The organism is Brucella pseudintermedia, from assembly GCF_008932435.1.
Lineage (GTDB): Bacteria > Pseudomonadota > Alphaproteobacteria > Rhizobiales > Rhizobiaceae > Brucella > Brucella pseudintermedia.
Map to the genome: position 1 here is coordinate 150,449 of NZ_WBWE01000013.1, position 23,947 is coordinate 174,395.

Genomic DNA, 23,947 nt, shown 5'->3' on the forward strand with positions numbered 1-23,947 from the left:
TGGGACTTGCGAGCCTGTCCATTGCGGCTTACGTAACGAGGGCGCGAAAGGCAAGGACGAAGCAATGACGACGGCAGCTGAAACGGTAAATCTTTCCAACAGGGCATTGGTTCACATCACGGGCGATGAGGCTGAAAAGTTTCTGCAGGCTGTGATTACCACCGATCTCGACAAGCTTGGACCGGACGACCTGAAACCCGGCGCATTGCTTGCTCCGCAAGGGAAAATCCTGTTCGACTTTCTCGTTTCCCGCATCGATGACGGCTTGCGCTTCGATCTCCCGGCAAGCATCGCCGCCGATTTCATCAAGCGTATCACTCTCTACAGGCTGCGCGCGAAAGCCGAAATAACGCAACTGCCAGAATCGCTTGTCAGCGTTTCCTGGCAAACTGAATCACATTCTTCACAAAGTGATTCAATCAAGCGCGACAGCCGTTTTCCAGCCGAACTGAATGTCTGCCGGATTTATGGTCAGGCAGATGGCGCGACCGATCAGAGCGCATGGACGAAGCTGCGCGCGGAATATGGCATAGCCGAAGGCGAAGTCGATTTCGCTTACAGCGACGTCTTCCCGCATGATGTCAATTTCGACCAGACAGGCGGCGTCTCCTTTCCGAAAGGCTGTTTCATCGGGCAGGAAGTCGTGTCCCGAATGCAGCATCGCGGTACGGCACGGCGGCGTGTTCTTGTGGCCCGTTCTGGGGTCCCACTTCCGCCGATGGGCACGCCGCTCACCGTTAATGGACGTGAGATCGGCACGATGGGAAGCTCGGCTGATATGGTCGGCATCGCGCTTGTGCGCATCGACCGTGTCAAGGATGCGATTGATGCCGGGAGCGTCATTCTGGCGGGCGAGACGCCAGTCATCCTCACCTTGCCGCCACGCGTGCGGTTCGGATTTCCGGAAGCCGAAGCAGGAAACGCCTGATGGCAAGCGCCGACCGATCTTCCGGCAAGACGCGCGCCTGGCAACGCATGTTGTCGGGTCGCCGTCTCGACCTGCTCGATCCATCCCCGCTTGATGTCGAGATTGAGGATATTGCCCATGGCCTTGCCCGTGTAGCGCGGTGGAACGGGCAAACGGTGGGCGAACACGCTTTTTCGGTCGCACAGCATTCGCTTCTGGTGGACCAGATATTCAACCGGCTGGTGCCCGATGCCAGCATAGAATGGCAGCTATTGTCGCTTTTGCACGACGCGCCGGAATATGTGATCGGCGACATGATCTCGCCTTTCAAGGCGGTGATGGGCGGCAATTACAAGATGATCGAAACGCGGCTGGAAAACGCCATTCACCTGCGTTTTTCTCTACCCATAACCGTTCCCGCCCAACTCAAGACGCTCATCAAGCGCGCCGATCAGGTCGCAGCATTCTTTGAGGCGACCCGGCTTGCAGGTTTCACCGAGGCAGAGGCCGTCAAATATTTCGGGCGTCCGCGCGGTTTCGATCCGGCAGGACTGGATATCACCCCGCGCCCGACACAAGACGTACAGATGGATTTCCTCGCACGATTTGCGGCATTGGAGAAAGCGCGACAGAACCGATGAGCCGGATCGTCGTGACGCCCCTGTCACAACTGGCAACACAACTCGCATTGCACCGGCCAAGCCATGTTGTGACGCTTGGAAGCGAAATCCCTGCGGCTCTGCCGGATGGCTATGATGCCGTGCGCCTGTCGCTGACATTCAACGATATTGTTGAACCGCGTGCGGGATTGGTCGCTCCCGATGAAAGCCACGTGCAGGCGCTTCTGGACTTCGCGAAGGGCTGGCCCATGGATGCGCCTTTGCTCGTTCACTGTTACGCCGGTATTTCCCGTTCCACGGCCGCGGCTTATATCATCGCTTCGGCTTTGAACCCCACGCTCGATGAAAATGTGCTTGCAGGGATTGTGCGTGGTGTGTCTCCATCGGCAACCCCAAATATTCGGCTCGTAGCGCTCGCAGACGATATTCTGGGGCGACAGGGACGGATGGTTGCTGCCATACGCGCAATCGGGCGCGGAGCCGACGCGTTTGAAGGTGAGGTTTTCAGCCTGGCTGTGAAAGCATGATCCCGAAAAGTGGGAACCGGTTTTCGGAAAAGATCATGCTTAAATGAAACTATGGACTAATTGCCCGCCCGAGGGCATTCAGAAACCCGCCACGCGCATCAGGCGGCGTTATCGCACGTGGTTCCCAGACATGCCGCATCAGGAAATAGCCGGTCATCGTGAAGGCATGATCGATGTCGTCATAGGACGCTGCACGAACAGCCGTGTCGTTGACGAAACCCGGCAGAACCAGAAGCTTGTCGGCCCAGGGCGCGCCCGCATCGCGGCAGACCGCACGCCCGGATTTCGGCGACACATAGATCAGGTCTTCCTTGACGCCCGTTGCCGCGCATTCCTTCAGATCGAGGCCAAAGCCCAGTTCTTCAAGCATCATCACTTCAAAACGAAGCAACAGTTCCCCGGAGGCAAGCGGGTCGTCAAAATGCTCGATGATAAGCCGAAGCGTTTCATAAAGACCGCGATGCGGATCACGTTCTGGCAAAAGGCGCAGGTGGGAAGCAGCCAACTGGATACCGTAAAGCGCCACTGGCGTTTCGATGAGGCGGGCGGCGGCAAATTCCAGCGGTTCGATGGTAAAGCTGCCCATATGCTCATCCAGCCGCGCCCACCACGTCACATCCACATGATTGCCCGGCTGAAGCAAAGGCTGCATGCGGCGGGAACGCCCGCCGCGCACCATACCCATATGGCGGCCATGCTCACGGGTCATCACTTCCACGATGGCGCTTGTCTCGCCATGGCGTCGTGTCCCGAGAATTATGCCTTCATCGCGCCATTCCATGGCCGCCAGTCTTATGAATTAGCGCATCCCGAAAAGTGTGAAACGGTTTTCGGACAAGATGCGCGCCAGTACAAAGTTAGAGCGCCGATCTGATTTCATCAGATCGAAACGCGCTCTAGGTTGGAAAATCAAGGCCCATTTCGCGATAGCGTTCGGGGTCGTTGCCCCAGTTCTCGCGCACTTTCACGAAAAGGAAGAGATGAACCGTCTGTTCCAGTATCTCGGAGATTTCCTTGCGTGCTGACTGCCCGATTGCCTTGATCGTCTCGCCCTTATGACCGAGCACGATCTTCTTCTGGCTTTCGCGTTCGACATAGATGACCTGCTCAATGCGAACGGAGCCGTCCTTGCGCTCTTCCCAGCGCTCGGTTTCCACGGTCGATGCATAAGGCAGTTCTTCATGCAGACGCAGATAGAGCTTTTCGCGGGTGATTTCTGCCGCGAGCTGGCGCATCGGCATGTCGGAAATCTGGTCTTCCGGATAATACCATGGACCGTTGGGAACATTGTCGGCCAGATATTTCGCCAGATCCTTGCAGCCCGAGCCATTCAGCGCCGAAACCATGAAGGTCTGGTCGAATGCGACAAGCTCGTTGGCCTTGCGTGCCAAATCCAGCAAAACCGGCGGATCGACACGATCAACCTTGTTGAGCACCAGAACCTTCTTCTGGCGCACATCCTTCATGCTCGAAAGCAGTGCCTCGGCATTTTCGTTCAAGCCGCCTTGCGAATCGAGAAGAACCAGAATGATGTCGGCATCCTTGGCGCCGCCCCAGGCAGTGGTGACCATGGCGCGGTCGAGCCTGCGCTTCGGGCGGAAAATCCCCGGCGTGTCCACCAGGACGATCTGCGCCGGACCTTCGATGAATATGCCGCGCACGAGAGCGCGTGTCGTCTGCACCTTGTGCGTGACGATTGAAACCTTTGTTCCCACAAGCTGATTGACCAGTGTGGATTTCCCCGCGTTCGGCGCCCCTATCAACGCCACGAAGCCGGAACGGGTTAGTCCTGCTTCATTTTCGCCGTCAGCCGGCGTCGTCCGATTATTCATTGTTTATCCTTCCAGACGATATTTCCTTGCGGAACGCCGCCATCCTCCTGCGCAGGACGTCCCAGATACGACAAAATGGTTCGTGAAAGCGGCATCCGCATCAGACCAATATAACCGATCACGATTTAAAAATTGCCAATTCTTGCATCAAGCGGGATTATCACGCTTCCAGACGCCTTCACGATAAAGCATCGCTTCCGCAGCATTCTGCTCGGCTATCCGTTTCGAACGCCCCTCGCCCGTTTCCGCAGCAAATCCCTTGACCGTCACCTCTACCATGAACAGCGGGTCATGGTCCGGGCCAGTGCGGCTGATGATTGAATAGGCAGGGTGGACATTGCCCTGCTGGTGCGCCCATTCCTGCAATTCCGTCTTGGCGTCACGGCGGGCGGCTCCGGTTTGCAAGGACCGTTTTTTCCAGTAACGCTTGACGAAGGGACGCACGGCGTCCAATCCGCCATCCAGATAGATGGTGGCGATCAGGGCCTCCACAACGTCGGCGCGCACGTTCAAAAGGCGCTTGTCATTCAATGATTTTATATCGGAGCCTGTATGGATGAGGTCGGCAAGCCCGATCTCATCGGCAATCGCCGCGCAGGTTTCCGCGTTCACCAGCGCATTGAGGCGAACCGACAATTCGCCTTCGGATGCTTCGGGAAACTCATCGAACAGCATTTCCGCGACCGTCAGTCCTAGAACGCGGTCGCCAAGAAATTCGAGACGTTCATAATTTGCCCGCGAGGGCGCTTGCACACTTGAATGGGTGAGCGCACGATCCAACCGCTTTACGTTGAGAAAACGGTGTCCGGTGCGCTCTTCCAGAATTGCTGCTGCCTGATTTGCCGAAGCCATTTCAATTTCCGGTTACGGCTGTATGCGGTGCGCCTGCAACTGAACTGAACAGTCGGCCGAAGCGTACTTCAGTCGGCCATTTCCAGATTTCCAGCGGGCTCGCCTTGTCGGCGATGGAGAAGAAGATGATGTTCGCGCGCCCGACCAGATTTTCAAATGGCACGTAGCCAACGCTGAAGCGGCTATCGAGCGAGTTGTCTCGGTTGTCGCCCATCATGAAGTAATGGCCGGCAGGAACCTCGAAGACCCGCGTATCGTCGCCGATGGAATTCGGCGCGAGGTCCAGCGTGTCGTAGGTCACGCCGTCCGGCAAGGTTTCCCGGTATACATCGACCGGACGGTTCTGTTCGGTCACATCGGGATTGTCGATCGTGCCGATCCGCTCGCGCTTGACTGGCTGATCGTTGATGTAAAGCACGCCGCCTCGCATCTGCACGCGGTCACCCGGCAGGCCGATCACGCGCTTGATGTAATCGACGGACGGGTCGCTTGGCAGCTTGAACACCACCACGTCGCCGCGCTTCGGCTCCGCGCTCCAGATACGGCCTGAAAACAGATCCAGTCCGAAAGGCAGCGAATAGCGCGAATAGCCATAGGCATATTTCGACACGAACAGATAATCGCCTTCCAGAAGCGTTGGGCGCATGGAGCCCGACGGTATGCTGAAAGGCTGGAAAAGAAGGGTGCGGATGACCAGTGCCAGCAGCAGCGCCTGCACGATAACGCTGATGGTTTCGCCAAGGCCGCCGGATTTTTTTGTCTCACTCTTGCTGGACACGCTCATTGTATCTCCGCTTCCGATAACGCGATCTAATAACGACTATGAATGCATGACGCAATCACGCCGCCGGCAGAACGCCGGTTTATCGCACGATTATGAGCAGGAGTTTATCTGCCACAATCACAATTATTCCGTCTCTGGCAGGGCTTCGATGATGACGAAGGCCTGTGCGAGAGGAAAATCATCGGTAATTGTCAGATGTATGGCGGCGCGCGTTCCAGCGGGCAAGAGTTTTTGCAACTGTTTCGCCGCACCGCCGGTCAGATGCATCGTGGGTTTTCCGGAAGGAGCGTTGACCACGCCCATGTCCCGCCAGAATACGCCTTGGGCTATACCGGTTCCGAGCGCCTTCGCACAGGCTTCCTTCGCCGCGAAACGCTTTGCATAAGATGCGGCGCGCTGCTTGCGCCCATCCGACTTTTTCTGCTCGGTCTCCGTAAAGACCCGGTTACGGAAACGGTCGCCATGACGCTCAAGAGCACTTTCGACACGGCGAATATCGATGAGATCGCTGCCAATACCGACAATCATGCTTTCTGGGGCTCCTGCGGGCGGTGCCGGCGATACTTTTCAGCAAGACGCTCGATACGGCGGCGGCGGAAAGCCGAAACCGCAAACCGGGTGACGAAATAGACCACCACGGCAAATGCAGCGCCCAGAACGGTGGAACCAAACAGCATCGGCTTCAGGAGCGGGGTCCAGATTTCATCGAAACGCATGGTTTCCAATGCCCTTCCCAGATGAACCGGCGGTGCCTGATCGATACTTCCGTTCATGATGAAGCGGCCAAGCTCGAACGTGCTTCCCCAGATGAGCGGCAGCGTCAGCGGGTTGGCGAGCGTTGTGCCAAGAGCCGCGGCAGCGATGTTTCCGGCAAGGACATAAGCCAGCACGATTGCGATGATGAGATGAAAACCGAAGAAAGGCGTGAAGGCGGAGAACACGCCGACCGCCAGACCGGCGGCGACAGCATGGGGCGAGGCAGTGATACGCAGAATCCGCTTTCCACCGTACCGGAGGGAACGGGAGAAGGAGCGGCGCGGCCAGACCAGAAGCCTCAGACGCTCTTTTCTGGTCGGGGGATTACGGCGTTGAAAAAGCATGTGGCCCTATTACTGCGCTCCCATCGCAGAGACAATTGTTATTATTCCGCCGCGACGCTATCGCTGCGCTCAAATGGTACAGTATCGAGCCGCGGCAAATAGAACCGCGGCGAAACACCGAGCATCCTGCGAAACATCGTCGTGAAAGCGGAAACACTGTCATAACCCAGATCCAGCGCCACGCTCGTTACCGGCTCCCCTTCCGCAAGGCGGGGAACCGCGGCAAACAGGCATGCCTGCTGGCGCCAGACCGAAAGACTTACGCCAGTTTCCCGCTGGAAATGCCGAGTGAACGAGCGTCGGCTCATCGCCATCCGGTCCGCCCAGTCATCAATTGTGGCACGCGAAGAAGGCTTTTTCACGAATTCGCGGCACAGTTTCTGCAAGCGCGGATCGGTCGGAAAAGGCAGGCCCAGCGAACGTTGCGGCAGTGTGTGAAGGTCCCGCAATATAAGCTCGATCACCAGCGCATCGCGACTGTCCGGTTCGGGTGTGCTGTCCTGCGCCGTTGCATCGGTTATGAGGCACCGCATGAGATCTGTAAGCCCGACCACATGGAGATAATCCGGCACACCGGACACAGCATCGACGCAGATATAGATCGACCGCATGAAGACTTCGCCGAGAATTTCGACCGAATGCTCCACACCCGCCGGTATCCACATGGCGTGATCGCTCGGTATCATCCAGCGTCCAGCGTCGGTCGTCACCAGCACCACCCCTTGGGATGCGCAAAGGAGCTGCGCCCTGCTGTGATGATGGCGCGGCACGAAATAGCCGTCGGGATAGCGCGTCGGCAGGGCAATCACCGGTCCGCTCATGCCTTCCAGCATGGCGATGCGCTGTTCGTGGAACTTTTGCAGTTCTTCGCTGCCCGGCAATAAAAGTCCCGGCGGCGACTTCGGTTTCATTGCAGCTCTGCCCCTCGTTTGGCCCACTCTCGAAACTATTGGACCAAATCACGAAAGCGGGCGAGTGGCAATAGTTCTATTACTAGCGTGCTGAGAATGGGTCGCGACATTCGCTGGCGAAATGAATTTGACGTTTGAGCAGGACGCGTGCCTGTTCAGACATCAAATTCGTAAATTTTCGCCGGTTTCTCATCAAAACCCCGCAATTTCCTTGAGGTCTCGTTTCCAGCTGTCAGATAGTATCGGCAGGAAATACGCCTGAAGACCGGCTTTCATCTTCGGAGTAGCAGTATGAGCATGAGTGCTGCACAGCAGCCATCAAACAGCGGCGCGGACAATACTGTCCTCGCCATAATTCTGGCCACCAGCATGGGCCATTTCCTGAACGACATGATGCAGTCGCTCCTTCCGGCCATCTATCCGATGCTGAAGGACAATTACAGCCTGTCATTCTGGCAGATCGGGCTTTTAACATTCACCTTCCAGATGACTGCATCGATCTTGCAGCCGCTCGTGGGTATCTATACCGACCGCAAGCCGATGCCTTATTCCCTGCCGTTCGGCATGGGCTGCACGCTTGTCGGCCTCGTCTTTCTTGCGACCGCGCATCACTATTCGATCCTGCTTCTGGGTGCGGCCTTTGTCGGCTTCGGTTCGTCCGTTTTCCATCCCGAAGCGGCGCGCGTGGCACGGCTTGCCTCGGGCGGACGGCACGGTTTCGCGCAGTCGCTGTTCCAGGTGGGCGGCAATTTCGGCTCGTCCATCGGCCCTCTTCTGGCGGCATTCATCGTTCTGCCGTTCGGCCAGATCAGCGTGTCCTGGTTCTCCGTTGCGGCGCTGATCGGCATGATGCTGCTCTGGTATGTGAGCAACTGGTACAATCGCTACCGGATTGCCAATGCCAGCAAGGCGAAGCCCGACAAGACACTTCCGTTGCCGCGCAACAAGGTTCTCGTTTCGGTCGGCGTTCTGGCGATGCTGGTCTTCACCAAATACATCTACATGGCCAGCCTGACGAGCTACTACACCTTTTATACCATCAACCACTTCGGCGTGACGGTGCAGACGTCACAGCTGCTTCTGTTCCTGTTTCTCGGCGCCGTTGCCGCGGGAACGATCATCGGCGGCCCGATTGGTGACAGGATCGGCGCGCGCAAGGTGATATGGGCTTCGATCCTCGGCGTCCTACCATTCACGCTGGCCCTGCCCTATGCGAATCTCGAAATGACGGCTGTCCTGACCGTCATCATCGGCCTGATCCTCGCCTCGGCCTTCCCGGCCATCGTGGTCTTCGCGCAGGAACTGCTGCCAGGACGTGTCGGGATGGTGTCGGGCCTGTTCTTCGGTTTCGCGTTCGGCATGGCCGGTATCGCAGCCGCCGTGCTTGGTGTCGTCGCTGACCAGAAGGGCATCGAGTATGTTTACAACATCTGCTCGTATCTGCCCCTGCTTGGACTGCTGACGATTTTCCTGCCCAAGCTGGAAAAGAACCGCAAAGCCTGACCCATAAACGCACAGCCCGAAAGCCATCCAGACTTTCGGGCTGTGCTTCAAAATAGTGGAGCACCGCACGTCCCCCAACGGCGGTGCTCCCATGCCGCTGACCTTTTGACGGCCCGGTGCAGCAGCATTCTCTTGATAGAGCATTGTTCGCTCTACCTCTTTGTTGGAACGCAAATTCAGACGGCGAAACTGAAGCCGTGCATCGTTTCCCTGCGAAATTCATCAAAAGCAGCCGCAACCAGACGGATCAGCGGCCTGCCGGCCCTCGTCGCACTGATGACCCCGTCACGAACTTCCACCAGCCCATCCGCGACCAGAGGGCGCAAAAGAGCCAGTTCATCGGAAAATTCCACGCCCGGCGCAGTCATGTTCAGATCGACCCGGAAATTGCACATCAATGCTGTGATGATACCGGCGCGGATACGGTCGCTTTCGCGCATCGCATAACCGCGAACCGTTGCAAGTTCGCCGGCGTTAACGCGCTTGGAATATTGCGTCACGTCCGAGATATTCTGCGCATAGCCGCCGGGAAACTGCGAAATCGATGAGGGGCCGAGGCCAATCAAAGTCTGGCAACGATCATCCGTATAGCCCTGGAAATTGCGGTGCAGCGTGCCGTTGCGCGCGGCGATCGCCAAACTGTCGTCCGGCAACGCATAGTGATCGATCCCGACAGGTTCATAACCGAAACCGATAAAGCTTTCCGCAACAACGCGCGCCTGCGCGAACCGTTCATCGGCATCCGGCAAGAGACTCGCATCGATGAGGCGCTGATTGGCGCGACGCTGCGGCAGATGCGCGTAGCCATAGCAGGCAACGCGATCAGGCTTGAGAGCCGCGACCTTCTCGCAGGTCTCGCGCAATGTCTCCACTGTCTGCAACGGCAGGCCATAGATGAGATCGAAGTTCAGGCGATCGATGCCGACTTCGCGCAGAAGGCTGGCGGCCTTGGCAACCGTCTCTATCGGTTGGATGCGACCGATGGCTTTCTGAACCTCGGCGTCGACATCCTGCACGCCGAGGCTGGCGCGGTTGACACCCATGAGCGAAAGCGTGCGTGCGAGCTGAGGCGTGACAGTGCGCGGATCAAGCTCGATGGCATGTTCCATTTCAGGCGAAAAGTCGAACGCAATGCGCAGCGCTGCCAGAATGCTGGTAAACTGGCGCGGGTTCAAAATCGAGGGCGTTCCTCCGCCCCAATGAAGATGAACCACGTTCGGTCGCGCGGTCAGGCTCTTGCTGACGGTCTCGATTTCGCTCAACAAAGCGCTACAGAAATTCTCGACCACATCGTTACGGACAGCCATTTTTGCATGGCAACCGCAGTAGTGGCAGAGCTGCCGGCAATAGGGCACATGGATGTAGAGGGAAACGCTTTCCTCCGGCCCGATCTGGCGCAGCCAGCGCTGCGTCGTTTCCACGCCTACCGGTATGAAATCCGCGGCCGTTGGAAAGGATGTATATCTGGGAACCGCCAACGCCGCGTAGCGTCTTATCGCTTCTTCATGCATAGCGCGTCCACCTTAAGTGTTTGACGCACTGGTAAAGCCCGGCCGGGGATACGCGCACCCGAACCGGGGCGACATTCTGCGGGGCGAGACGGCATGATGCGGCAAGGAAGCCCGCATGCATGACAGCCGATATTGTAATTGCCAGCCACACCAGCACCTGTTTTCCCCATTTTGAACAATGCGACCCCGAAGGCCGCATCAACTTCCATTGTCAGGGATAGGCTGTTCTGCCGGATGCTGCATTGATTTGAATCAACGGCAATGCATTCGGCAATGGCTCGAACTCAAAGCAATCCCCAGCGCTTTCGCTGGAGGTGGTTTAAAGGCTTTCCGGATCCATTCCGGCAACGGCCGCCAGCGAACGGCGGGACAGGATTTCCACCGTATTAGCGTCTATCAACTGGATCAGGCCCTGGGTTTTCAGCTTTGTGAAACTGCGGCTGACGGTTTCAATCGTCAGGCCCAGATAGTCGGCAATATCGGTGCGGTTCATCGACAGATGAACGGGGTTGGGCTTCTCGCCGCGTTTTTCCGCACGGGCCGACAGAACCAAAAGGAAGCTCGCGAGTTTCTCCACTGGCGCAAGGCGTCCGAGAACAAGCTGGTTGTCGCGCGCCGTGCGAAGTGCGGCCCGCGTCATCTGATGCAGGCGCTCCTTCAATTTGGGAAAGCGCTCCATCAGATCTTCCATCTCCCTCGTGGAAAAGGCACACAGGACCGATGGCACCACGGCCTCGACCGATTGGGAGTAAGTCTCGTCGTCAGCCAGACCAAGATAATCGCCGGGGAACAGGAAACCGGCAATCTGCCGACGCCCGTCAGGAAGCGACGTATAGATGCGCAGCATGCCCGAAGTCAGGCTGAAGACACGACGCTTCGGCTCGCCCTCTTCCACCAACTGCTCATTGGCATCAAGCCGCCTGGAGGTCATGATTGCTTCCAGCGCGCCGAGATCGCCGTCATCCAGCGCGGCGCAAACTGCCATCCGCCGGACATCGCAATCCGCGCATACCCCACATGGCGCACGGTAGGGCGACCTGGGATCGAATATGATAGGCGCTACACTCACGATGGATTCCTGTTTGTGGGGCCCGATGGGATGTCTTCGCGACATCGCTTAAATAGGTAACTAGAACGCGTCCCGCAAAGCGGAATTTCGCCGCAGGGGTGTATCCGCCCCCGCAGCGCATCGACGGCCTTCGGCTTTGCCCGTCTAAATGTTGCGGCTACCGGGCTTTACAGCCGGAATTGCAGCCAGCTCTGGCGGCAATTTATCCGCAGGATAAGCTGGAACTTCATATTCGGCCAGAGATATCAGCTTTGTTCCGACATCGGCCTTTCCCGCAGAGCGGTCGACGATACAGGCCGCAGCCACGACTTCGATACCCAGATCCTTCATGCAGTCGATCGTTTCGCGGATGGAAAGCCCAGTCGTGACGATATCTTCCACGATGACGACGCGCGCGCCCTTCGGCACATCGAAACGCCGCAGACGAAACACCCCGTTCTCGCGCTCCACCCAGACTGACGGAACGTGCAGATGGCGCGATGTTTCATAGGATGGTATCAGGCCGCCAATCGCGGGCCCAACCACATAATCGATGGCTCCGAGATTTGCCGCCTTGATCTTTTCCGCCAGTGCCTTGCAGAGCTTTTCCGTCTTGTCGGCATGCATGAAAACACGCGCCTTTTGAAGGAAAACAGGGCTGCGCAGGCCTGATGTGAGAATAAAGTGGCCTTCAAGGATCGCTCCCGCTTCGCGGAAGACGGCAAGCACATCTTCGGTGTTCATCTTAGTCCTATCCGTTCACGCGTTTCGCGCCGCTGACGCTCGCGCTTTCTTTCAATTGGGAAATGATGCGGTTGAGATGCTTGAGGTCCCAAACCTCGACATCGATAATCATTTCGGTGAAATCCGGTGCGGTGCGCACCATGGAAAGATTGTGAATATTCGCATCGTTGGCAGCCACGATCTGCGCTATCTCCGCCAGCGAGCCGGGCGAGTTGATAGCCGACACGCTGACGCGCGCCGGAAAACGCTCGCTCATCTGTTCGTCGATGTCCCAGCGCACGTCGATCCAGCGTTCGGGCTGATCATCATAAGCCGTCAGCGCTGGCGACTGGATCGGATAAATCGTGATGCCGGCGCCCGGTTGAAGAATACCGACGATACGGTCTCCCGGGACAGCGCCTTCCGGGGCAAAGCGCACCGGCAGGTCCGAATTGGTGCCGCGAATCGGCAGCGCCTTCTTCCCCGGCTTCGGCGCGACATCGGGATCGGCATCGGACTTGGTCGCGTCCTCGCTGCCCTCGGGCACCTTGAATATCATGCCGGCCGCGTTCTGAATGTTGAACCAGCCCTTCTCGCCGGTCTTGGCGGGATTGTTCTGCGAGGTCACGCGCGTATCCTGGTAGTCGGGATAAACGGCCTTGACGACATCGGTTGACGGCAGTTCACCGCGTCCGACTGCGGCCAGCACATCCTCGACATCCTTGCGCGCCAAGCGCGGAAGTCCGGGTTTTAGAATATCCTTGCTGAACGGCTTTCCGGCGCGCTCGAAGGCACGCTCAAGGATGCGCATGCCAAGTCCCGAATATTGCTTGCGGACAGCCGAACGGGTGGCGCGGCGGATGGCGGCGCGCGCCTTGCCGGTCGCGACAAGCGATTCCCAAGCGGCAGGGGGAACCTGTGCCTTGGAGCGGATGATGTCCACTTCGTCACCGTTCTTGAGTTCAGTCATCAGCGGCATGATGCGGCCATTGACCTTGGCCCCGACGCAGCTGTCGCCGATATCGGTGTGAACGGCATAGGCGAAATCGATCGGAGTCGCGCCGCGTGGCAGGGCGATGAGACGGCCTTTCGGCGTAAAGCAGAATACCTGATCCTGGAAAAGCTCGAGCTTGGTGTGTTCGAGAAATTCTTCTGGATTGTCGCCTTCGGAAAGTTGCTCGATCGTCTGGCGCAACCATGCATAAGCATTGGTTTCAGTGGAAATTTTGTGCGGATTGTTCGCGCTGCCGCGATCCTTGTAAATCGAATGCGCGGCGACACCGAATTCCGCAATCTCATCCATTTCGCGCGTGCGAATCTGCAACTCGACCCGCTGGCGCGACGGGCCGATGATCGTGGTGTGGATCGACCGATAATCATTCTGCTTCGGCGTCGAGATATAATCCTTGAACCGACCCGGAACCATCGACCAGGTGGTATGGATAAGACCGAGCGCCCGATAGCAATCCTGCACCGTATCGACCATGACACGGAAGCCGAAAATGTCTGAAAGCTGCTCGAACGACAGCCCCTTCGTTTCCATCTTGCGGAAAACGGACCACGGCTTTTTCTGGCGGCTCTTAACACTGGCCTTGATGCCGTGCTTTTCGAAAATCTCGGACAAGTCCTTCTCGATCTTCTGCAGCAGGCCGCGGTTCTTTTCCAGAAGTTCAGCCAGACGATCCGTAACAGCGCGCCACGCATCCGGGTTGATGTAGCGGAATGCCAGTTCTTCCAGCTCTTCGCGCATGTCCTGCATACCCATGCGGCCAGCAAGCGGCGCATAGATATCCATCGTTTCCTCGGCGATGCGCAGGCGTTTGTCTTCCCGCATCACGCCCAGTGTGCGCATGTTGTGCAGACGGTCCGCCAGCTTGACGAGGAGCACGCGAACATCTTCGGAAATCGCCAGAAGCAGCTTGCGCAGGTTTTCCGCCTGCACTGCTTTCTTGGAAACGAGATCCAGCTTCTTGAGTTTGGTCAGCCCTTCCACGAGCTTGCCGATTTCGGGACTGAAAAGCTGATCGATTTCCTGTCGGGTGGCCGTCGTGTCTTCAATCGTATCGTGCAGAAGGGCGATGGCGATCGTCGCTTCGTCGAGGTGCATATCGGTGAGGATCGCAGCGACTTCGAGCGGGTGGGAAAAATAGGGATCGCCGGAAGCACGTTTCTGACTGCCATGCTTTTGCATGGCATAGACATATGCCTTGTTAAGAAGCGCCTCATTCACGTCAGGCTTGTATCGCTGGACACGCTCCACAAGCTCATATTGGCGCATCATCTACGAAAACTCCTTTGGAAACCGGTACTTGCTAATACGCGGCAAACATATCGGGCATTCTGACCCAAAATCGCCGAAAATCGAACAATTCTCGACATTCAGGTTTGATTTTCTGCCGACAATATTAATTTCCCACGGAAATGGCTCGTCATTAAGGGGGTGCGCGTCCACTCGACGCACAAAGGATGCCCTTTCGCCCCGAAAGGATCATTCCGCCATCAGCGCATAAAAACATGCGCCACGACCGGAAAGTCGCAGCGCATGCAAAAAGAACCAGCCCAGAGGGCGATTAAAAATCGTCGTTCTTCTCTGGTGCGACGAGGCCTTCGATACCGGCGAGCAGCTCTTCTTCCGACATGCGGTCGAAGGCAACCACATCTTCCTCGGCAGCTTCTGCGATGCCTTCCGCAACGTCTTCCGACGAAGAGGCGATCTGGGCAGGCGCAGCCGCTTCCGGCTCATCGACTTCCACATGCTTCTGCAGCGAATGGATAAGGTCTTCCTTCAGATCGTCCGGCGACAGGGTTTCGTCGGCGATCTCGCGCAGGGCAACGACAGGATTCTTGTCGTTGTCGCGGTCGATGGTGATCTGTGCACCCTGGGAAATCTGGCGAGCACGGTGACCAGCCAGCAGAACCAGCTCAAAACGGTTCTCGACCTTATCTACGCAGTCCTCAACAGTGACGCGGGCCATGCGCGGTCCCTTTCATTTCTCGAACTTTGATGGATTTTTCCCCACATAACGCGTGTGGAGCCAAATTACAAGCAAAAGCGGAATTGCTCGTGCATCACCGCATGAAATCTGGCAAAATAACGCTAATTTCACGGATTTGCCTCATAAAACCCCGTCATGCGCCGAAACGGCACAATATTTTATAGACTCAAAGGCGATTGCTGAGACAAGACTCCCTTACTGGTAATTGAGTGGGGGCAAATAACAACCAAAGGTTGCTTGTTTTTCTGTGATATGTCCTTAGAAGGCAATAAACGCACTGGTAAATTTAGATACCACCCGCCGTTTAGAAGACAAACTGAATAAGCGGTCGCCGGCCCACTCCCGTCCGGCCGTAGAGTGGATATATTGCACGATGTTCGATTCTCGTGAAAAGATTGCGCTTTTTATTGATGGCGCCAATTTATACGCCGCCTCCAAGACCTTGGGGTTCGATATTGATTATCGGAAGCTTTTGAAGGCGTTTCAAAAGCGCGGTTATCTGCTCCGCGCCTATTATTACACTGCTCTCGTTGAAGATCAGGAATATTCCTCGATCCGCCCGCTGATCGACTGGCTGGATTACAATGGCTACAAGGTGGTCACCAAGGCCGCCAAGGAATTCACCGATTCCACCGGGCGCCGCAAGGTGAAAGGCAATATGGACATCGAGCTGACGGTCGATGCCATGCAGCTCACCGACACGGTCGACCATTTCGTGATTTTCTCCGGCGATGGCGATTTCCGGTCGCTCGCGGAAGCTCTCCAGCGCAAAGGCCGCAAGGTTTCGGTTGTTTCGACCCTGACCACACAGCCCGCCATGATTTCGGATGAACTGCGCCGCCAGGCCGATCATTTCATTGATCTGGTCTCGCTGAAGGCCGAAATCGGCCGTGATCCGTCAGAACGTCCGGCGCGCCGTCAGGATGATGATCTCGACGACAGCTATTGACGCCATCGTCGAGCCGGTTCATGCAAGGGCATGATTTCCGAACCATCTCCCAACTGTCACATCTGCCCGCGGCTGCACGCCTTCCTGCAAGAATGGCGACGCAAGGAGCCGTCTTGGCATAACGCCCCGGTTCCGCCGTTCCTTCCGGCAGATGACGCCGATGTCCGGCTCCTGATTGTGGGGCTGGCACCGGGTCTGCGCGGTGCCAACCGGACCGGACGCCCCTTTACCGGCGATTATGCCGGCGATCTTCTCTACAGCACGCTGTGCGAATTCGGGTTTGCGACCGGCAAGTTCGAAGCCCGCCCGGATGACAGCCTCCGCCTGCTGGATGCCAGCATCGTCAATGCGGTACGCTGTGTGCCGCCGGAGAACAAGCCAATCGGCTCCGAGATCAATAATTGCCGCCAGTTCCTGTCGCCAATGCTGACCCGGTTTCCAAATCTGCAAGCTGTCGTCACGCTGGGAACGATTGCGCATCAATCGACCGTTCGTGCACTTGGCGCGCCGGTTGCGCGACATCCCTTCGGCCATGACAAGGCGAGCGATATCGGCAATCTGCGTATTTTCTCCAGCTATCACTGCTCACGCTATAATACGAATACCGGGCGGCTGACGGACGCCATGTTCCGCACCGTATTCCGGAACGTGCGTGAATATCTGAATCAAAAGAGCGCCTGAGGCGCTCTTTTCACATTGCCTTTCTCAACCGCGATCTCGCATCAAGCGAGCCTTTTCGCGGTTCCAGTCGCGCTTCTTTTCCGTCTCACGCTTGTCGTGGGTCTTTTTGCCTCGCGCCAGAGCCAGTTCCAGCTTCGCGCGGCCCCGATCATTAAAGTATAGCTTCAACGGAACCACAGTCATCCCTTCGCGGGACACGGAATTGAACAAGCGGGACATTTCGCGCTTGCTGATCAGCAGCTTGCGCAGACGTCGCGGCTCATGATTGAAGCGATTGCCCTGGGTATATTCCGGAATATAGGAATTGATCAGCCAGAACTCGCCGTTTTCAAAGCTCGCATAGCTTTCCGCTATGTTCGATTGATTGGCGCGCAGCGACTTGACCTCGGTGCCTGTCAAAACAAGACCGGCTTCGAGCGTATCGAGAATTTCGTAATTGAAGCGCGCCTTGCGGTTTTCCGCGATAATCTTGCGCACGGGAGAATTCTTGGGCTTGTTCATGATGGCACCATATAATGTGCAATGCCTGAAATGAAAACGCTCCCGAAGCTACGGGAGCGTAAAAATCAGCGAAAGCGGTAAACTTGGCAGGTCAGTTGACCAGACCCGCGTGCTTCATGGCCTGATCGATCTTCTCTGCTGTCGCGGCTTCAACTGTCACCATCGGCGAACGCAGCACATTTTCCACGCGGCCAAGTCGCGACAGGGCATATTTCGGACCCGAGGGATTCGGCTCGATGAAGAGCGCCTTGTGCAACGGCATGAGGCGATCCTGCAATTCGAGCGCCCTGGCGAAATCGCCCGCCTGACATGCATCCTGAAATTCGGCACACAGACGCGGCGCGATATTGGACGTGACCGAAATGCACCCTACACCGCCATGGGCGTTGAAGCCGAGAGCGGTGGCGTCTTCACCCGAGAGCTGGATGAAGTCCTTGCCACAGGCCGCACGCTGTTCCGAAACGCGTTCGATCTTGCCGGTCGCATCCTTGACGCCCACGATATTCTTGTGGTCACGAACGAGAGCGCCCATCGTTTCCGGGGTCATGTCGACAATCGAGCGACCGGGAATATTGTAGATGATGAGCGGGATCGAGATGGAGCGGGCCACCTGTGAAAAATGTTCGTAAAGGCCGCGCTGGTTCGGCTTGTTATAATAAGGCGTGACAACGAGAACCGCATCGGCACCGGCCTTCTCGGCGTGCTGCGCCAGTTCTATTGCTTCCACCGTATTGTTAGAGCCGGCGCCGGCAATCACGGGAACGCGGCCAGCCGCAACTTCTATACAAACCTCGATGACGCGCTTGTGCTCGTCGTGCGACAGGGTTGGCGTTTCACCAGTCGTTCCGACTGGAACCAGTCCTTTGGTACCTTCTTCGATCTGCCAGTTTACGAATGCGCGAAAGGCTTTCTCGTCGAACGCTCCTTCGGAATCGAATGGCGTGACAAGCGCGGTGATTGAGCCCTTCAGCATTAGTGAACTCCTGAAAAAAGAAAGACGGGACCTCATTCCCCAATCATCTTGGGCATGTGACCAGGTTGAGGCGTTGCACAATAGTCTTGCAGCACGAGGGGAGCAAGCGGGGTATGCTGGCAAAACAAGCGTAATGCGGCGGTTTTGCGGCAAAATTTGTTGCCCGTTCCATGCAGCGCCGACGATACGCCGTATTGATTAAAGGAACATCAAACGCGGCGGAGGAACTGCGCGAGCAAAGGTTCGGGATAACGCTTTGTTAAGGATAGATTCATTCCTTGAGCCTAACTTAGCGAGCGAAATCGACGATCAAAAAGCCGGGCTAAGAAAAGCCGGATTTCAACAACATATTGCCCGCCAATAAAGTCTCTGTTCTAGTTAGCCAATGTCGAAACACGCCGCAGCAATATCCTTGAAGAAAAAAGCACTCCTCGCGAGTTGCTTTGTTGCGGCTGCCTTGCAGCCGGTGATTTCGTGCGCGCAATCATCGCTGCCGACAGATATCCCGACACCGCTCGCACGTCCGTTCGCGCCGACCACGACACATCAGTCGCCGATGAATCTGGTAACGCCGAAACCGCGTCCGGCTACACCTGACCCCGTGGTGACATCTGCAGTCAGCCGTATGGAAAACCCGGCCGCCATCGGCGGAACGCTGAAAAGCGGGCTCGATGCTCTTTCCTCTCGCGATGCTGCAAGTGCAATAGCGTTTCGCAATGCCATGCCCCATGGGTCGCTCGACCGACAGATTCTGACCTGGGCCATTGCCACTTCAGGCCTCGACGGTGTACCGAGTGCAGAAATTGCGGCTGCGGCGACAGATCTGCGTGGCTGGCCGGGAATGTCGGCTTTGCGCAGCAATTCGGAAAGAGCCCTGTTCAAGGAAAATCCGGCTCCTGCGGTCGTAATCGCCACCCTTGGCAACAGGCGTCCACAGACGACCGAAGGCATGATCCTTCTTGCCCGCGCCTATGTCGGCACCGGCAATGCAGCCAAAGCGCGTGAGCTGCTTTCGCCATGGTGGTCCACGCAACGTCTTTCTGCCAACGACGAACAGAAGATTCTGAAAGAGTTCTCGGGCGTCCTGACCCGCGAGGATCATCAGCGGCGTCTTTTGCGCTCCCTCTATAATGAACGCATGCAATCGGCAAAATTGCTTGCAGGCCCGGCACAGGCCCAATCACTTTACAACGCCTTTGCGGCAGTTGCACAAAAATCTCCGAACGCTGCCAAGGCCATAGCGGATGTCGATCGCAGCTGGCAGGGCAATGCCGCCTATCAGTTCCTGAAGATTCGCTATCTGCGGCGTACGGAACGCTACAACGAAGCAACGGACCTTATGCTGAAAGCTCCGCGTCAGGCATCGGCGCTCGTCGATCCCGATGCCTGGTGGGTGGAACGGCGTATCCTGTCGCGGGAGTTACTTGACCTGGGCAAGCCGCAGCTTGCCTACAAGCTGGTTTCCGCCCATGCGGCTGAATCCTCCACAATGGCTGCAGAAGCTGAATTTCATGCCGGATGGTATGCGCTCCGCGCCCTGAATCAGCCAAAGACGGCTGCCCCGCATTTTGCCAGGATCGCGGAAATCTCGTCGCGCCCTATTTCCGCATCCCGGGCCTTTTACTGGCTTGGCCGGTCGGCTGAAGCAGGTAGCGGCGGCAATGCGCGGGACTATTATCGTCGCTCCGCTCATTTCGGCACAACCTTCTACGGACAGCTTTCAGCCGCCAAGCTGAACGAAAAGGCGCCGGAACTCATCTATCCGAAACCGACCGATGCGGACCGCACGCGCTTTGCTGGCCGCCCTGCCGTCCAGGCGATCAAGCGGCTGGAACAGGTCGGCTACAGCAATCGCGCAACAACGCTCTACAATCAGCTTTCGCAGGAACTCGACAGCGTGGGCGAGCTCGCCCTGCTGGCGGTCATGGCCGAACGCAACGAAAATCACTATCTGGCGTTGCGCGTCGGCAAAACCGCCGCACTGCGCGGGCTCGACGTGGGCGCCCTGTCACATCCGCTCGGAGCAATTCCTGCCACCGCCAATATAAGCGGGTCGGGCAAGGCACTCGCCTATGCAATCGCCCGACAGGAAAGCGAATTCAACGTTGGGGCGGTTTCCAAGGCGGGAGCGCGCGGTTTGCTGCAATTGATGCCCGCAACAGCGAAAAGTGTGGCAACCCGCAACGGCATGAGCTTCTCCGCACCGCGTCTCACGACGGACGCGGGGTATAACGCGACGCTTGGCGCCCACTTCCTCGGCGAACAGCTCGACCGTTTCGATGGATCCTACGTCCTCACTTTCGCCGGATACAATGCAGGCCCTCGCCGCGCATCGGAATGGGTTGAGAAATACGGCGATCCGCGAGGCAAACCAATCGATCAGGTCGTGGACTGGATCGAACGCATCCCCTATTCGGAAACGCGGAATTATGTTCAGCGCGTGATGGAAAACTATGAGGTATACAAGGCTCGACTGACCGGCAGCGCCGATATCCAGACCGACCTGATTTACGGTCGGCGTTAACCCGAAATCTCCAAGACAAGAAAAGGCGGGTTATTCGTCTGCTTTTTTTGTCCGCCGCGGTTTGGGCTTGGCAACTGCCTTGCGGGGTTTTTCCACCTTTCCGGTACGGGCTTTGCTGGCCGCATTTGCCAGTTTTGTGGCTTGTGCGATCCAATCCTCGCGCTCTACGCGACGCGGAAAACCAATATTTCGCTCGATCCAGTGCGACTCTTCATCGTTCCAACCGGCAATCTGATCGTAGTGAAACACGCCGATACCGTTAAGCAATTGCTGAACGGCCTTGCCTACACCCTTTATGGCGGTGAGATCGTCAGGTTTTCCAAGGCGCGCCGCTTCAAGAAGCTCCGGACGGCCCGGATCAAGAACAAGTTGCGTTTCTTCACCCGAATTTTCGTCCTGCGAAGACCAGTTTCCTACCACTTCCGCTTCGGGCACGACTTTCAGAGGAAGCTTTTCCGGCTTGCTTGGCTGCGGTGAAGCCCTGAGTTCCTCGGTTTCTGCCGGTGCTTCGGTTTCCCTGGGCGCCTCGGGCATTTCCTCGGCGGGCAACGTGGCGTGCGCTGCGGCGATGATTGTGCGCTCATGGTCCGAGATCGCAGCACTTCTTCGCCTTACAAAGCGACCCAAAAGGCAGCCTACAACAAAAGCGATGGCAACAAGAACAGCCAGTTGGACAATCAGCAACGGCATATGGTTTCCTCGTACTCCAAATTACTCAAGTCCGACGAACATATTCGCCGTCAGTTTTCCCCGCCCCACTTTGCCACCGCTACTTCGGACTGGTCAGCCAGCCTACGATCAAGCCGATCAGAACCGCCAAGACGAGGACCGGCCAAAACGATACGGCTAAATAAAGCATTGTCAGGTCCGCTTTCTATTCCGGAAACGGAGCATATGCTCCGCTATGCCTATTCATAGTGCGAAAGGAAAGGTCCGAACAGGCGGGCTGTCAATTCCGAACAGAAAACTGACGGACACGAATTCCAAATCGGGAGAGCCTTTATCACTGTAAAAGCTCAGGTTCGCCAATCTCAACCCGCTCGGCTTTCAAACCGAAGGGAAGCGGAGAATTCAATTGGGAGCGAAGCCGCTGGTAGCTTGCCCCGTCCGCTGCCCTGCCCTTGATCGAAATATTGAGATCTGAAACCCGGACCTCTCCTTCCCGCAGGTCAGACAAAAGCTGCAAGGCAAATTCCACCGAATCAGCGAAGTTCGGCGGACTGCCTCTGCCTACTGCCATTTCATCATCGAGCGGAATGCCCGGAGCCACATTTTCAGCAGCAGTCATGATTCGGTCCCTGACATCATTATCCGGGACTGAACCGGACAGGATAATGATGTCGGCATTCTTCTTTATCTGTAATGCATAGGGCGATATGAGCGGCAAAACACTCGTCAGGTCGGTGACTTCCCGAATCCCCCATACCTTTTCCAGCGCACCTTTCGCGGCAGATTGCGCCTCTGGATCGGGGGCAATGCCTTTCAGCGTAACATCGCGGCCCTCCACATCGAAGCCCGTCCACACGAATGGAGAAAGTGCTTCGCCGGTGCGCGTTGCAATGTCTGTCTCGACCTGATCGGCTCCGAACCAGAGTGCAAGCGCCGTCAGCGCTGCGGTCCATGTTAAGCCGGGCCAAAACCATTTGAACATGTCGCCTCCACGCTGGAAATGATTGGAACAAAGCGACGAAGATCCGCCGCGTCTTACTCGTACAAAGACCGAGTTTTCGGTGAAAGCAAGGTCGCAACTGTGAAAATCGACAAACAAAAAACCCGGCAGCGATGCTGCCGGGTTCTTTTTGAACAATCCCTGAGGGATTAGAACGAGCGCTGGAAGCGAACCATGCCCTGCCAAGCGTCCGAACCGTCGAGAACCGAATGTTCGTCGTCCCACTTGGTGTAGGAAACTTCTGGCGTGATGGTGAAGCCAGGAACCAGTTCGTAAGCAACGTTGGCGGTTGCTGCGAAGGTCTTGGTGTCGTCGTAGGCGAGTTGCAGATTGAAGGTAGCCTTGTCGGTTGCCTTGAACGCAGCGCCGCCCCAAACGGCCCAATCGCCGCCCCAGGTACCATAGAACGAGTCGATGACGCGGATGCCGCGGAAACGACCGTTTGCATCGGTGTAACCGAGGTAGGTGTCGTCATTGGACTTGTAGCCACCCATCGCCCAGACCGAGAAACGGTCGGTGATGTTAACGTCGCCGCGAACCTTGGCAGCCCACTCTTCGTTACGAGCGTCGTAAGCTGCAACAGCTGCGATCGAGCCCCAGCCACCAGCGTACTTCAGACCGCCAACAACGTGCGGCATGTAGTCCTTGATGGTGACATCAACGTCAGAGTCGCCATTGCCGCCTTCTTCGAACGACACAATGGCCGAGAAGCCGTTGCCACCGGTGAAGGTGTAGCTGATGAGGTTGGTGCGGTAACCGCCTGCGAGGATCACGTCGTCGTTGATGACGTTGCCGAGATAGCCCGGGAAGGTCACGAAGGCCGATTCATCAAGACCAACGCGCAGGCCGCCGAGCTGAATGTAAGCGTAACGCAGTGAGCTGTTTTCGTTGGAGCCGTATGCCGTTTCTTCGCCGTCGCCGCCGCCGTTCCAGTTGTAACGAAGCTCGGTGAAGGTCTTGAGAGTGCCCAGCTCGGTTTCCGAAGCGGTCGAGAAGCGGAGCGTTGCACGAGCGTTCTTGCCCCAGGTATCACGCTCACCGTTGAAGCCACCGCCGATTATATTGCCGTCTGCGTCACGGACAAAAGCGCCGCGAGCGTAGACGTCATCGCCGCCCTTGGCGTCGTAACGAACGTAGCCATGGATGCGCAGGCAGGTTTCGGTGCCTGGGATGTAGAAGTAGCCAGCGCCGTAAGCATCGCAGACGCGGACATATTCAACGGCTTCTGGCTCTGGCGCGACGATTGCGTCGGCAGCCTGAGCGCCGGAAGCTGCAACCAGAGCTGCAGCGGAGCCAAGGAGAAGGCTCTTGATGTTCATTTCTGACCTCCAGTCAA

Annotated in this window: 24 protein-coding genes; 7 read left to right on the forward strand and 17 right to left on the reverse strand. The window is 57.1% G+C overall.

Going from position 1 to position 23,947, the window contains the following annotated elements:
* The first annotated feature begins 64 nt into the window (after positions 1–64).
* The 3 genes from ygfZ to F9K78_RS17520 are packed head-to-tail and all read left to right on the forward strand — an operon-like array spanning position 65 to position 2,054.
* Positions 65–928, forward strand: a complete 864-nt coding sequence (ygfZ, locus tag F9K78_RS17510; RefSeq protein ID WP_235925469.1) for a CAF17-like 4Fe-4S cluster assembly/insertion protein YgfZ — start codon at positions 65–67, stop codon at positions 926–928.
* Positions 928–1,548 carry a YfbR-like 5'-deoxynucleotidase gene (locus F9K78_RS17515; protein ID WP_151682506.1) on the forward strand — a complete coding sequence of 207 codons (621 nt, stop codon included), beginning with the start codon at positions 928–930 and terminating at the stop codon, positions 1,546–1,548. The genes ygfZ and F9K78_RS17515 overlap by 1 nt, the downstream gene beginning before the upstream one ends.
* The gene (locus tag F9K78_RS17520) at positions 1,545–2,054 is read left to right on the forward strand and encodes a tyrosine phosphatase family protein (RefSeq protein ID WP_151682507.1); all 510 of its coding nucleotides are present in this window, start codon (positions 1,545–1,547) and stop codon (positions 2,052–2,054) included. The genes F9K78_RS17515 and F9K78_RS17520 overlap by 4 nt, the downstream gene beginning before the upstream one ends.
* A gap of 49 nt (positions 2,055–2,103) precedes the next feature.
* On the opposite strand, the gene recO is transcribed toward F9K78_RS17520, so the two are convergent.
* The 7 genes from recO to F9K78_RS17555 form a co-directional block, all read right to left on the reverse strand.
* Complete coding sequence (gene recO, locus F9K78_RS17525; RefSeq protein WP_151682508.1) at positions 2,104–2,835, reverse strand: DNA repair protein RecO; 732 nt, start codon at positions 2,833–2,835, stop codon at positions 2,104–2,106.
* 115 nt (positions 2,836–2,950) lie between these two features.
* On the reverse strand, positions 2,951–3,886 hold the full coding sequence (gene era / locus F9K78_RS17530; protein ID WP_151682509.1) for a GTPase Era: 936 nt from the start codon (positions 3,884–3,886) through the stop codon (positions 2,951–2,953).
* 147 nt (positions 3,887–4,033) lie between these two features.
* The gene (gene rnc / locus F9K78_RS17535) at positions 4,034–4,738 is read right to left on the reverse strand and encodes a ribonuclease III (protein ID WP_151682510.1); all 705 of its coding nucleotides are present in this window, start codon (positions 4,736–4,738) and stop codon (positions 4,034–4,036) included.
* 1 nt (position 4,739) lies between these two features.
* Positions 4,740–5,522: a signal peptidase I gene (gene lepB, locus F9K78_RS17540; RefSeq protein WP_151682511.1), complete on the reverse strand. Its 783-nt coding sequence runs from the start codon at positions 5,520–5,522 to the stop codon at positions 4,740–4,742.
* A 123-nt stretch (positions 5,523–5,645) separates the two neighbouring features.
* Positions 5,646–6,050, reverse strand: a complete 405-nt coding sequence (gene acpS, locus F9K78_RS17545; protein ID WP_151682512.1) for a holo-ACP synthase — start codon at positions 6,048–6,050, stop codon at positions 5,646–5,648.
* Entirely contained in the window at positions 6,047–6,622 is a 576-nt protein-coding gene (gene bspA, locus F9K78_RS17550) for a type IV secretion system effector BspA (RefSeq protein ID WP_151682513.1), read from the reverse strand. Before bspA ends, acpS begins: the two co-directional genes overlap by 4 nt.
* A gap of 41 nt (positions 6,623–6,663) precedes the next feature.
* Positions 6,664–7,503 carry an AraC family transcriptional regulator gene (locus F9K78_RS17555; protein WP_208851932.1) on the reverse strand — a complete coding sequence of 280 codons (840 nt, stop codon included), beginning with the start codon at positions 7,501–7,503 and terminating at the stop codon, positions 6,664–6,666.
* Positions 7,504–7,824: 321 nt separating this feature from the next.
* Here F9K78_RS17555 and F9K78_RS17560 point away from each other — a divergent pair, with 321 nt between their 5' ends.
* Entirely contained in the window at positions 7,825–9,036 is a 1,212-nt protein-coding gene (locus F9K78_RS17560; RefSeq protein WP_151682515.1) for an MFS transporter, read from the forward strand.
* A 176-nt stretch (positions 9,037–9,212) separates the two neighbouring features.
* On the opposite strand, the gene hemN is transcribed toward F9K78_RS17560, so the two are convergent.
* From hemN to rpoZ, 5 genes are all read right to left on the reverse strand, one after another.
* Positions 9,213–10,547, reverse strand: coding sequence for an oxygen-independent coproporphyrinogen III oxidase (gene hemN, locus F9K78_RS17565; RefSeq protein ID WP_151682516.1), 1,335 nt, complete (start codon positions 10,545–10,547; stop codon positions 9,213–9,215).
* A gap of 319 nt (positions 10,548–10,866) precedes the next feature.
* Positions 10,867–11,532 carry a helix-turn-helix domain-containing protein gene (locus F9K78_RS17570; protein WP_235925472.1) on the reverse strand — a complete coding sequence of 222 codons (666 nt, stop codon included), beginning with the start codon at positions 11,530–11,532 and terminating at the stop codon, positions 10,867–10,869.
* A gap of 228 nt (positions 11,533–11,760) precedes the next feature.
* Positions 11,761–12,339: an orotate phosphoribosyltransferase gene (gene pyrE, locus F9K78_RS17575; RefSeq protein ID WP_121982763.1), complete on the reverse strand. Its 579-nt coding sequence runs from the start codon at positions 12,337–12,339 to the stop codon at positions 11,761–11,763.
* Between the two features lie 7 nt (positions 12,340–12,346).
* The gene (locus F9K78_RS17580; protein WP_151682517.1) at positions 12,347–14,599 is read right to left on the reverse strand and encodes a RelA/SpoT family protein; all 2,253 of its coding nucleotides are present in this window, start codon (positions 14,597–14,599) and stop codon (positions 12,347–12,349) included.
* Between the two features lie 289 nt (positions 14,600–14,888).
* Entirely contained in the window at positions 14,889–15,293 is a 405-nt protein-coding gene (rpoZ, locus tag F9K78_RS17585) for a DNA-directed RNA polymerase subunit omega (RefSeq protein ID WP_022569110.1), read from the reverse strand.
* A gap of 394 nt (positions 15,294–15,687) precedes the next feature.
* Between rpoZ and F9K78_RS17590 the strand changes: the two genes are divergently transcribed.
* Together F9K78_RS17590 and F9K78_RS17595 are read left to right on the forward strand one after the other, a co-directional pair.
* Positions 15,688–16,263: a LabA-like NYN domain-containing protein gene (locus F9K78_RS17590; RefSeq protein WP_112592144.1), complete on the forward strand. Its 576-nt coding sequence runs from the start codon at positions 15,688–15,690 to the stop codon at positions 16,261–16,263.
* 30 nt (positions 16,264–16,293) lie between these two features.
* On the forward strand, positions 16,294–16,944 hold the full coding sequence (locus F9K78_RS17595; protein WP_121982765.1) for a uracil-DNA glycosylase: 651 nt from the start codon (positions 16,294–16,296) through the stop codon (positions 16,942–16,944).
* Between the two features lie 24 nt (positions 16,945–16,968).
* On the opposite strand, the gene smpB is transcribed toward F9K78_RS17595, so the two are convergent.
* Together smpB and dapA are read right to left on the reverse strand one after the other, a co-directional pair.
* The gene (smpB, locus tag F9K78_RS17600; RefSeq protein WP_121982766.1) at positions 16,969–17,445 is read right to left on the reverse strand and encodes an SsrA-binding protein SmpB; all 477 of its coding nucleotides are present in this window, start codon (positions 17,443–17,445) and stop codon (positions 16,969–16,971) included.
* Positions 17,446–17,536: 91 nt separating this feature from the next.
* Complete coding sequence (dapA, locus tag F9K78_RS17605; RefSeq protein ID WP_121982767.1) at positions 17,537–18,418, reverse strand: 4-hydroxy-tetrahydrodipicolinate synthase; 882 nt, start codon at positions 18,416–18,418, stop codon at positions 17,537–17,539.
* A gap of 385 nt (positions 18,419–18,803) precedes the next feature.
* Between dapA and F9K78_RS17610 the strand changes: the two genes are divergently transcribed.
* Complete coding sequence (locus F9K78_RS17610; protein WP_208851931.1) at positions 18,804–20,942, forward strand: lytic transglycosylase domain-containing protein; 2,139 nt, start codon at positions 18,804–18,806, stop codon at positions 20,940–20,942.
* 30 nt (positions 20,943–20,972) lie between these two features.
* On the opposite strand, the gene F9K78_RS17615 is transcribed toward F9K78_RS17610, so the two are convergent.
* The 3 genes from F9K78_RS17615 to F9K78_RS17625 form a co-directional block, all read right to left on the reverse strand.
* Complete coding sequence (locus F9K78_RS17615; RefSeq protein ID WP_121982768.1) at positions 20,973–21,632, reverse strand: 50S ribosomal protein L21; 660 nt, start codon at positions 21,630–21,632, stop codon at positions 20,973–20,975.
* Between the two features lie 313 nt (positions 21,633–21,945).
* Complete coding sequence (locus tag F9K78_RS17620; RefSeq protein ID WP_151682518.1) at positions 21,946–22,593, reverse strand: BON domain-containing protein; 648 nt, start codon at positions 22,591–22,593, stop codon at positions 21,946–21,948.
* A gap of 167 nt (positions 22,594–22,760) precedes the next feature.
* The gene (locus F9K78_RS17625; protein WP_151682519.1) at positions 22,761–23,930 is read right to left on the reverse strand and encodes a porin; all 1,170 of its coding nucleotides are present in this window, start codon (positions 23,928–23,930) and stop codon (positions 22,761–22,763) included.
* Positions 23,931–23,947: the final 17 nt, after the last annotated feature.

Coding starts and splice junctions, on each gene's coding strand:
- ygfZ (WP_235925469.1), top strand. CDS start 65: ATGACGACGGCAGCTGAAACGGTAAATCTTTCCAACAGGGCATTGGTT.
- F9K78_RS17515 (WP_151682506.1), top strand. CDS start 928: ATGGCAAGCGCCGACCGATCTTCCGGCAAGACGCGCGCCTGGCAACGC.
- F9K78_RS17520 (WP_151682507.1), top strand. CDS start 1,545: ATGAGCCGGATCGTCGTGACGCCCCTGTCACAACTGGCAACACAACTC.
- recO (WP_151682508.1), bottom strand. CDS start 2,835: ATGGAATGGCGCGATGAAGGCATAATTCTCGGGACACGACGCCATGGC.
- era (WP_151682509.1), bottom strand. CDS start 3,886: ATGAATAATCGGACGACGCCGGCTGACGGCGAAAATGAAGCAGGACTA.
- rnc (WP_151682510.1), bottom strand. CDS start 4,738: ATGGCTTCGGCAAATCAGGCAGCAGCAATTCTGGAAGAGCGCACCGGA.
- lepB (WP_151682511.1), bottom strand. CDS start 5,522: ATGAGCGTGTCCAGCAAGAGTGAGACAAAAAAATCCGGCGGCCTTGGC.
- acpS (WP_151682512.1), bottom strand. CDS start 6,050: ATGATTGTCGGTATTGGCAGCGATCTCATCGATATTCGCCGTGTCGAA.
- bspA (WP_151682513.1), bottom strand. CDS start 6,622: ATGCTTTTTCAACGCCGTAATCCCCCGACCAGAAAAGAGCGTCTGAGG.
- F9K78_RS17560 (WP_151682515.1), top strand. CDS start 7,825: ATGAGCATGAGTGCTGCACAGCAGCCATCAAACAGCGGCGCGGACAAT.
- hemN (WP_151682516.1), bottom strand. CDS start 10,547: ATGCATGAAGAAGCGATAAGACGCTACGCGGCGTTGGCGGTTCCCAGA.
- F9K78_RS17570 (WP_235925472.1), bottom strand. CDS start 11,532: ATGGCAGTTTGCGCCGCGCTGGATGACGGCGATCTCGGCGCGCTGGAA.
- pyrE (WP_121982763.1), bottom strand. CDS start 12,339: ATGAACACCGAAGATGTGCTTGCCGTCTTCCGCGAAGCGGGAGCGATC.
- F9K78_RS17580 (WP_151682517.1), bottom strand. CDS start 14,599: ATGATGCGCCAATATGAGCTTGTGGAGCGTGTCCAGCGATACAAGCCT.
- rpoZ (WP_022569110.1), bottom strand. CDS start 15,293: ATGGCCCGCGTCACTGTTGAGGACTGCGTAGATAAGGTCGAGAACCGT.
- F9K78_RS17590 (WP_112592144.1), top strand. CDS start 15,688: ATGTTCGATTCTCGTGAAAAGATTGCGCTTTTTATTGATGGCGCCAAT.
- F9K78_RS17595 (WP_121982765.1), top strand. CDS start 16,294: ATGATTTCCGAACCATCTCCCAACTGTCACATCTGCCCGCGGCTGCAC.
- smpB (WP_121982766.1), bottom strand. CDS start 17,445: ATGAACAAGCCCAAGAATTCTCCCGTGCGCAAGATTATCGCGGAAAAC.
- dapA (WP_121982767.1), bottom strand. CDS start 18,418: ATGCTGAAGGGCTCAATCACCGCGCTTGTCACGCCATTCGATTCCGAA.
- F9K78_RS17610 (WP_208851931.1), top strand. CDS start 18,804: ATGTCGAAACACGCCGCAGCAATATCCTTGAAGAAAAAAGCACTCCTC.
- F9K78_RS17615 (WP_121982768.1), bottom strand. CDS start 21,632: ATGCCGTTGCTGATTGTCCAACTGGCTGTTCTTGTTGCCATCGCTTTT.
- F9K78_RS17620 (WP_151682518.1), bottom strand. CDS start 22,593: ATGTTCAAATGGTTTTGGCCCGGCTTAACATGGACCGCAGCGCTGACG.
- F9K78_RS17625 (WP_151682519.1), bottom strand. CDS start 23,930: ATGAACATCAAGAGCCTTCTCCTTGGCTCCGCTGCAGCTCTGGTTGCA.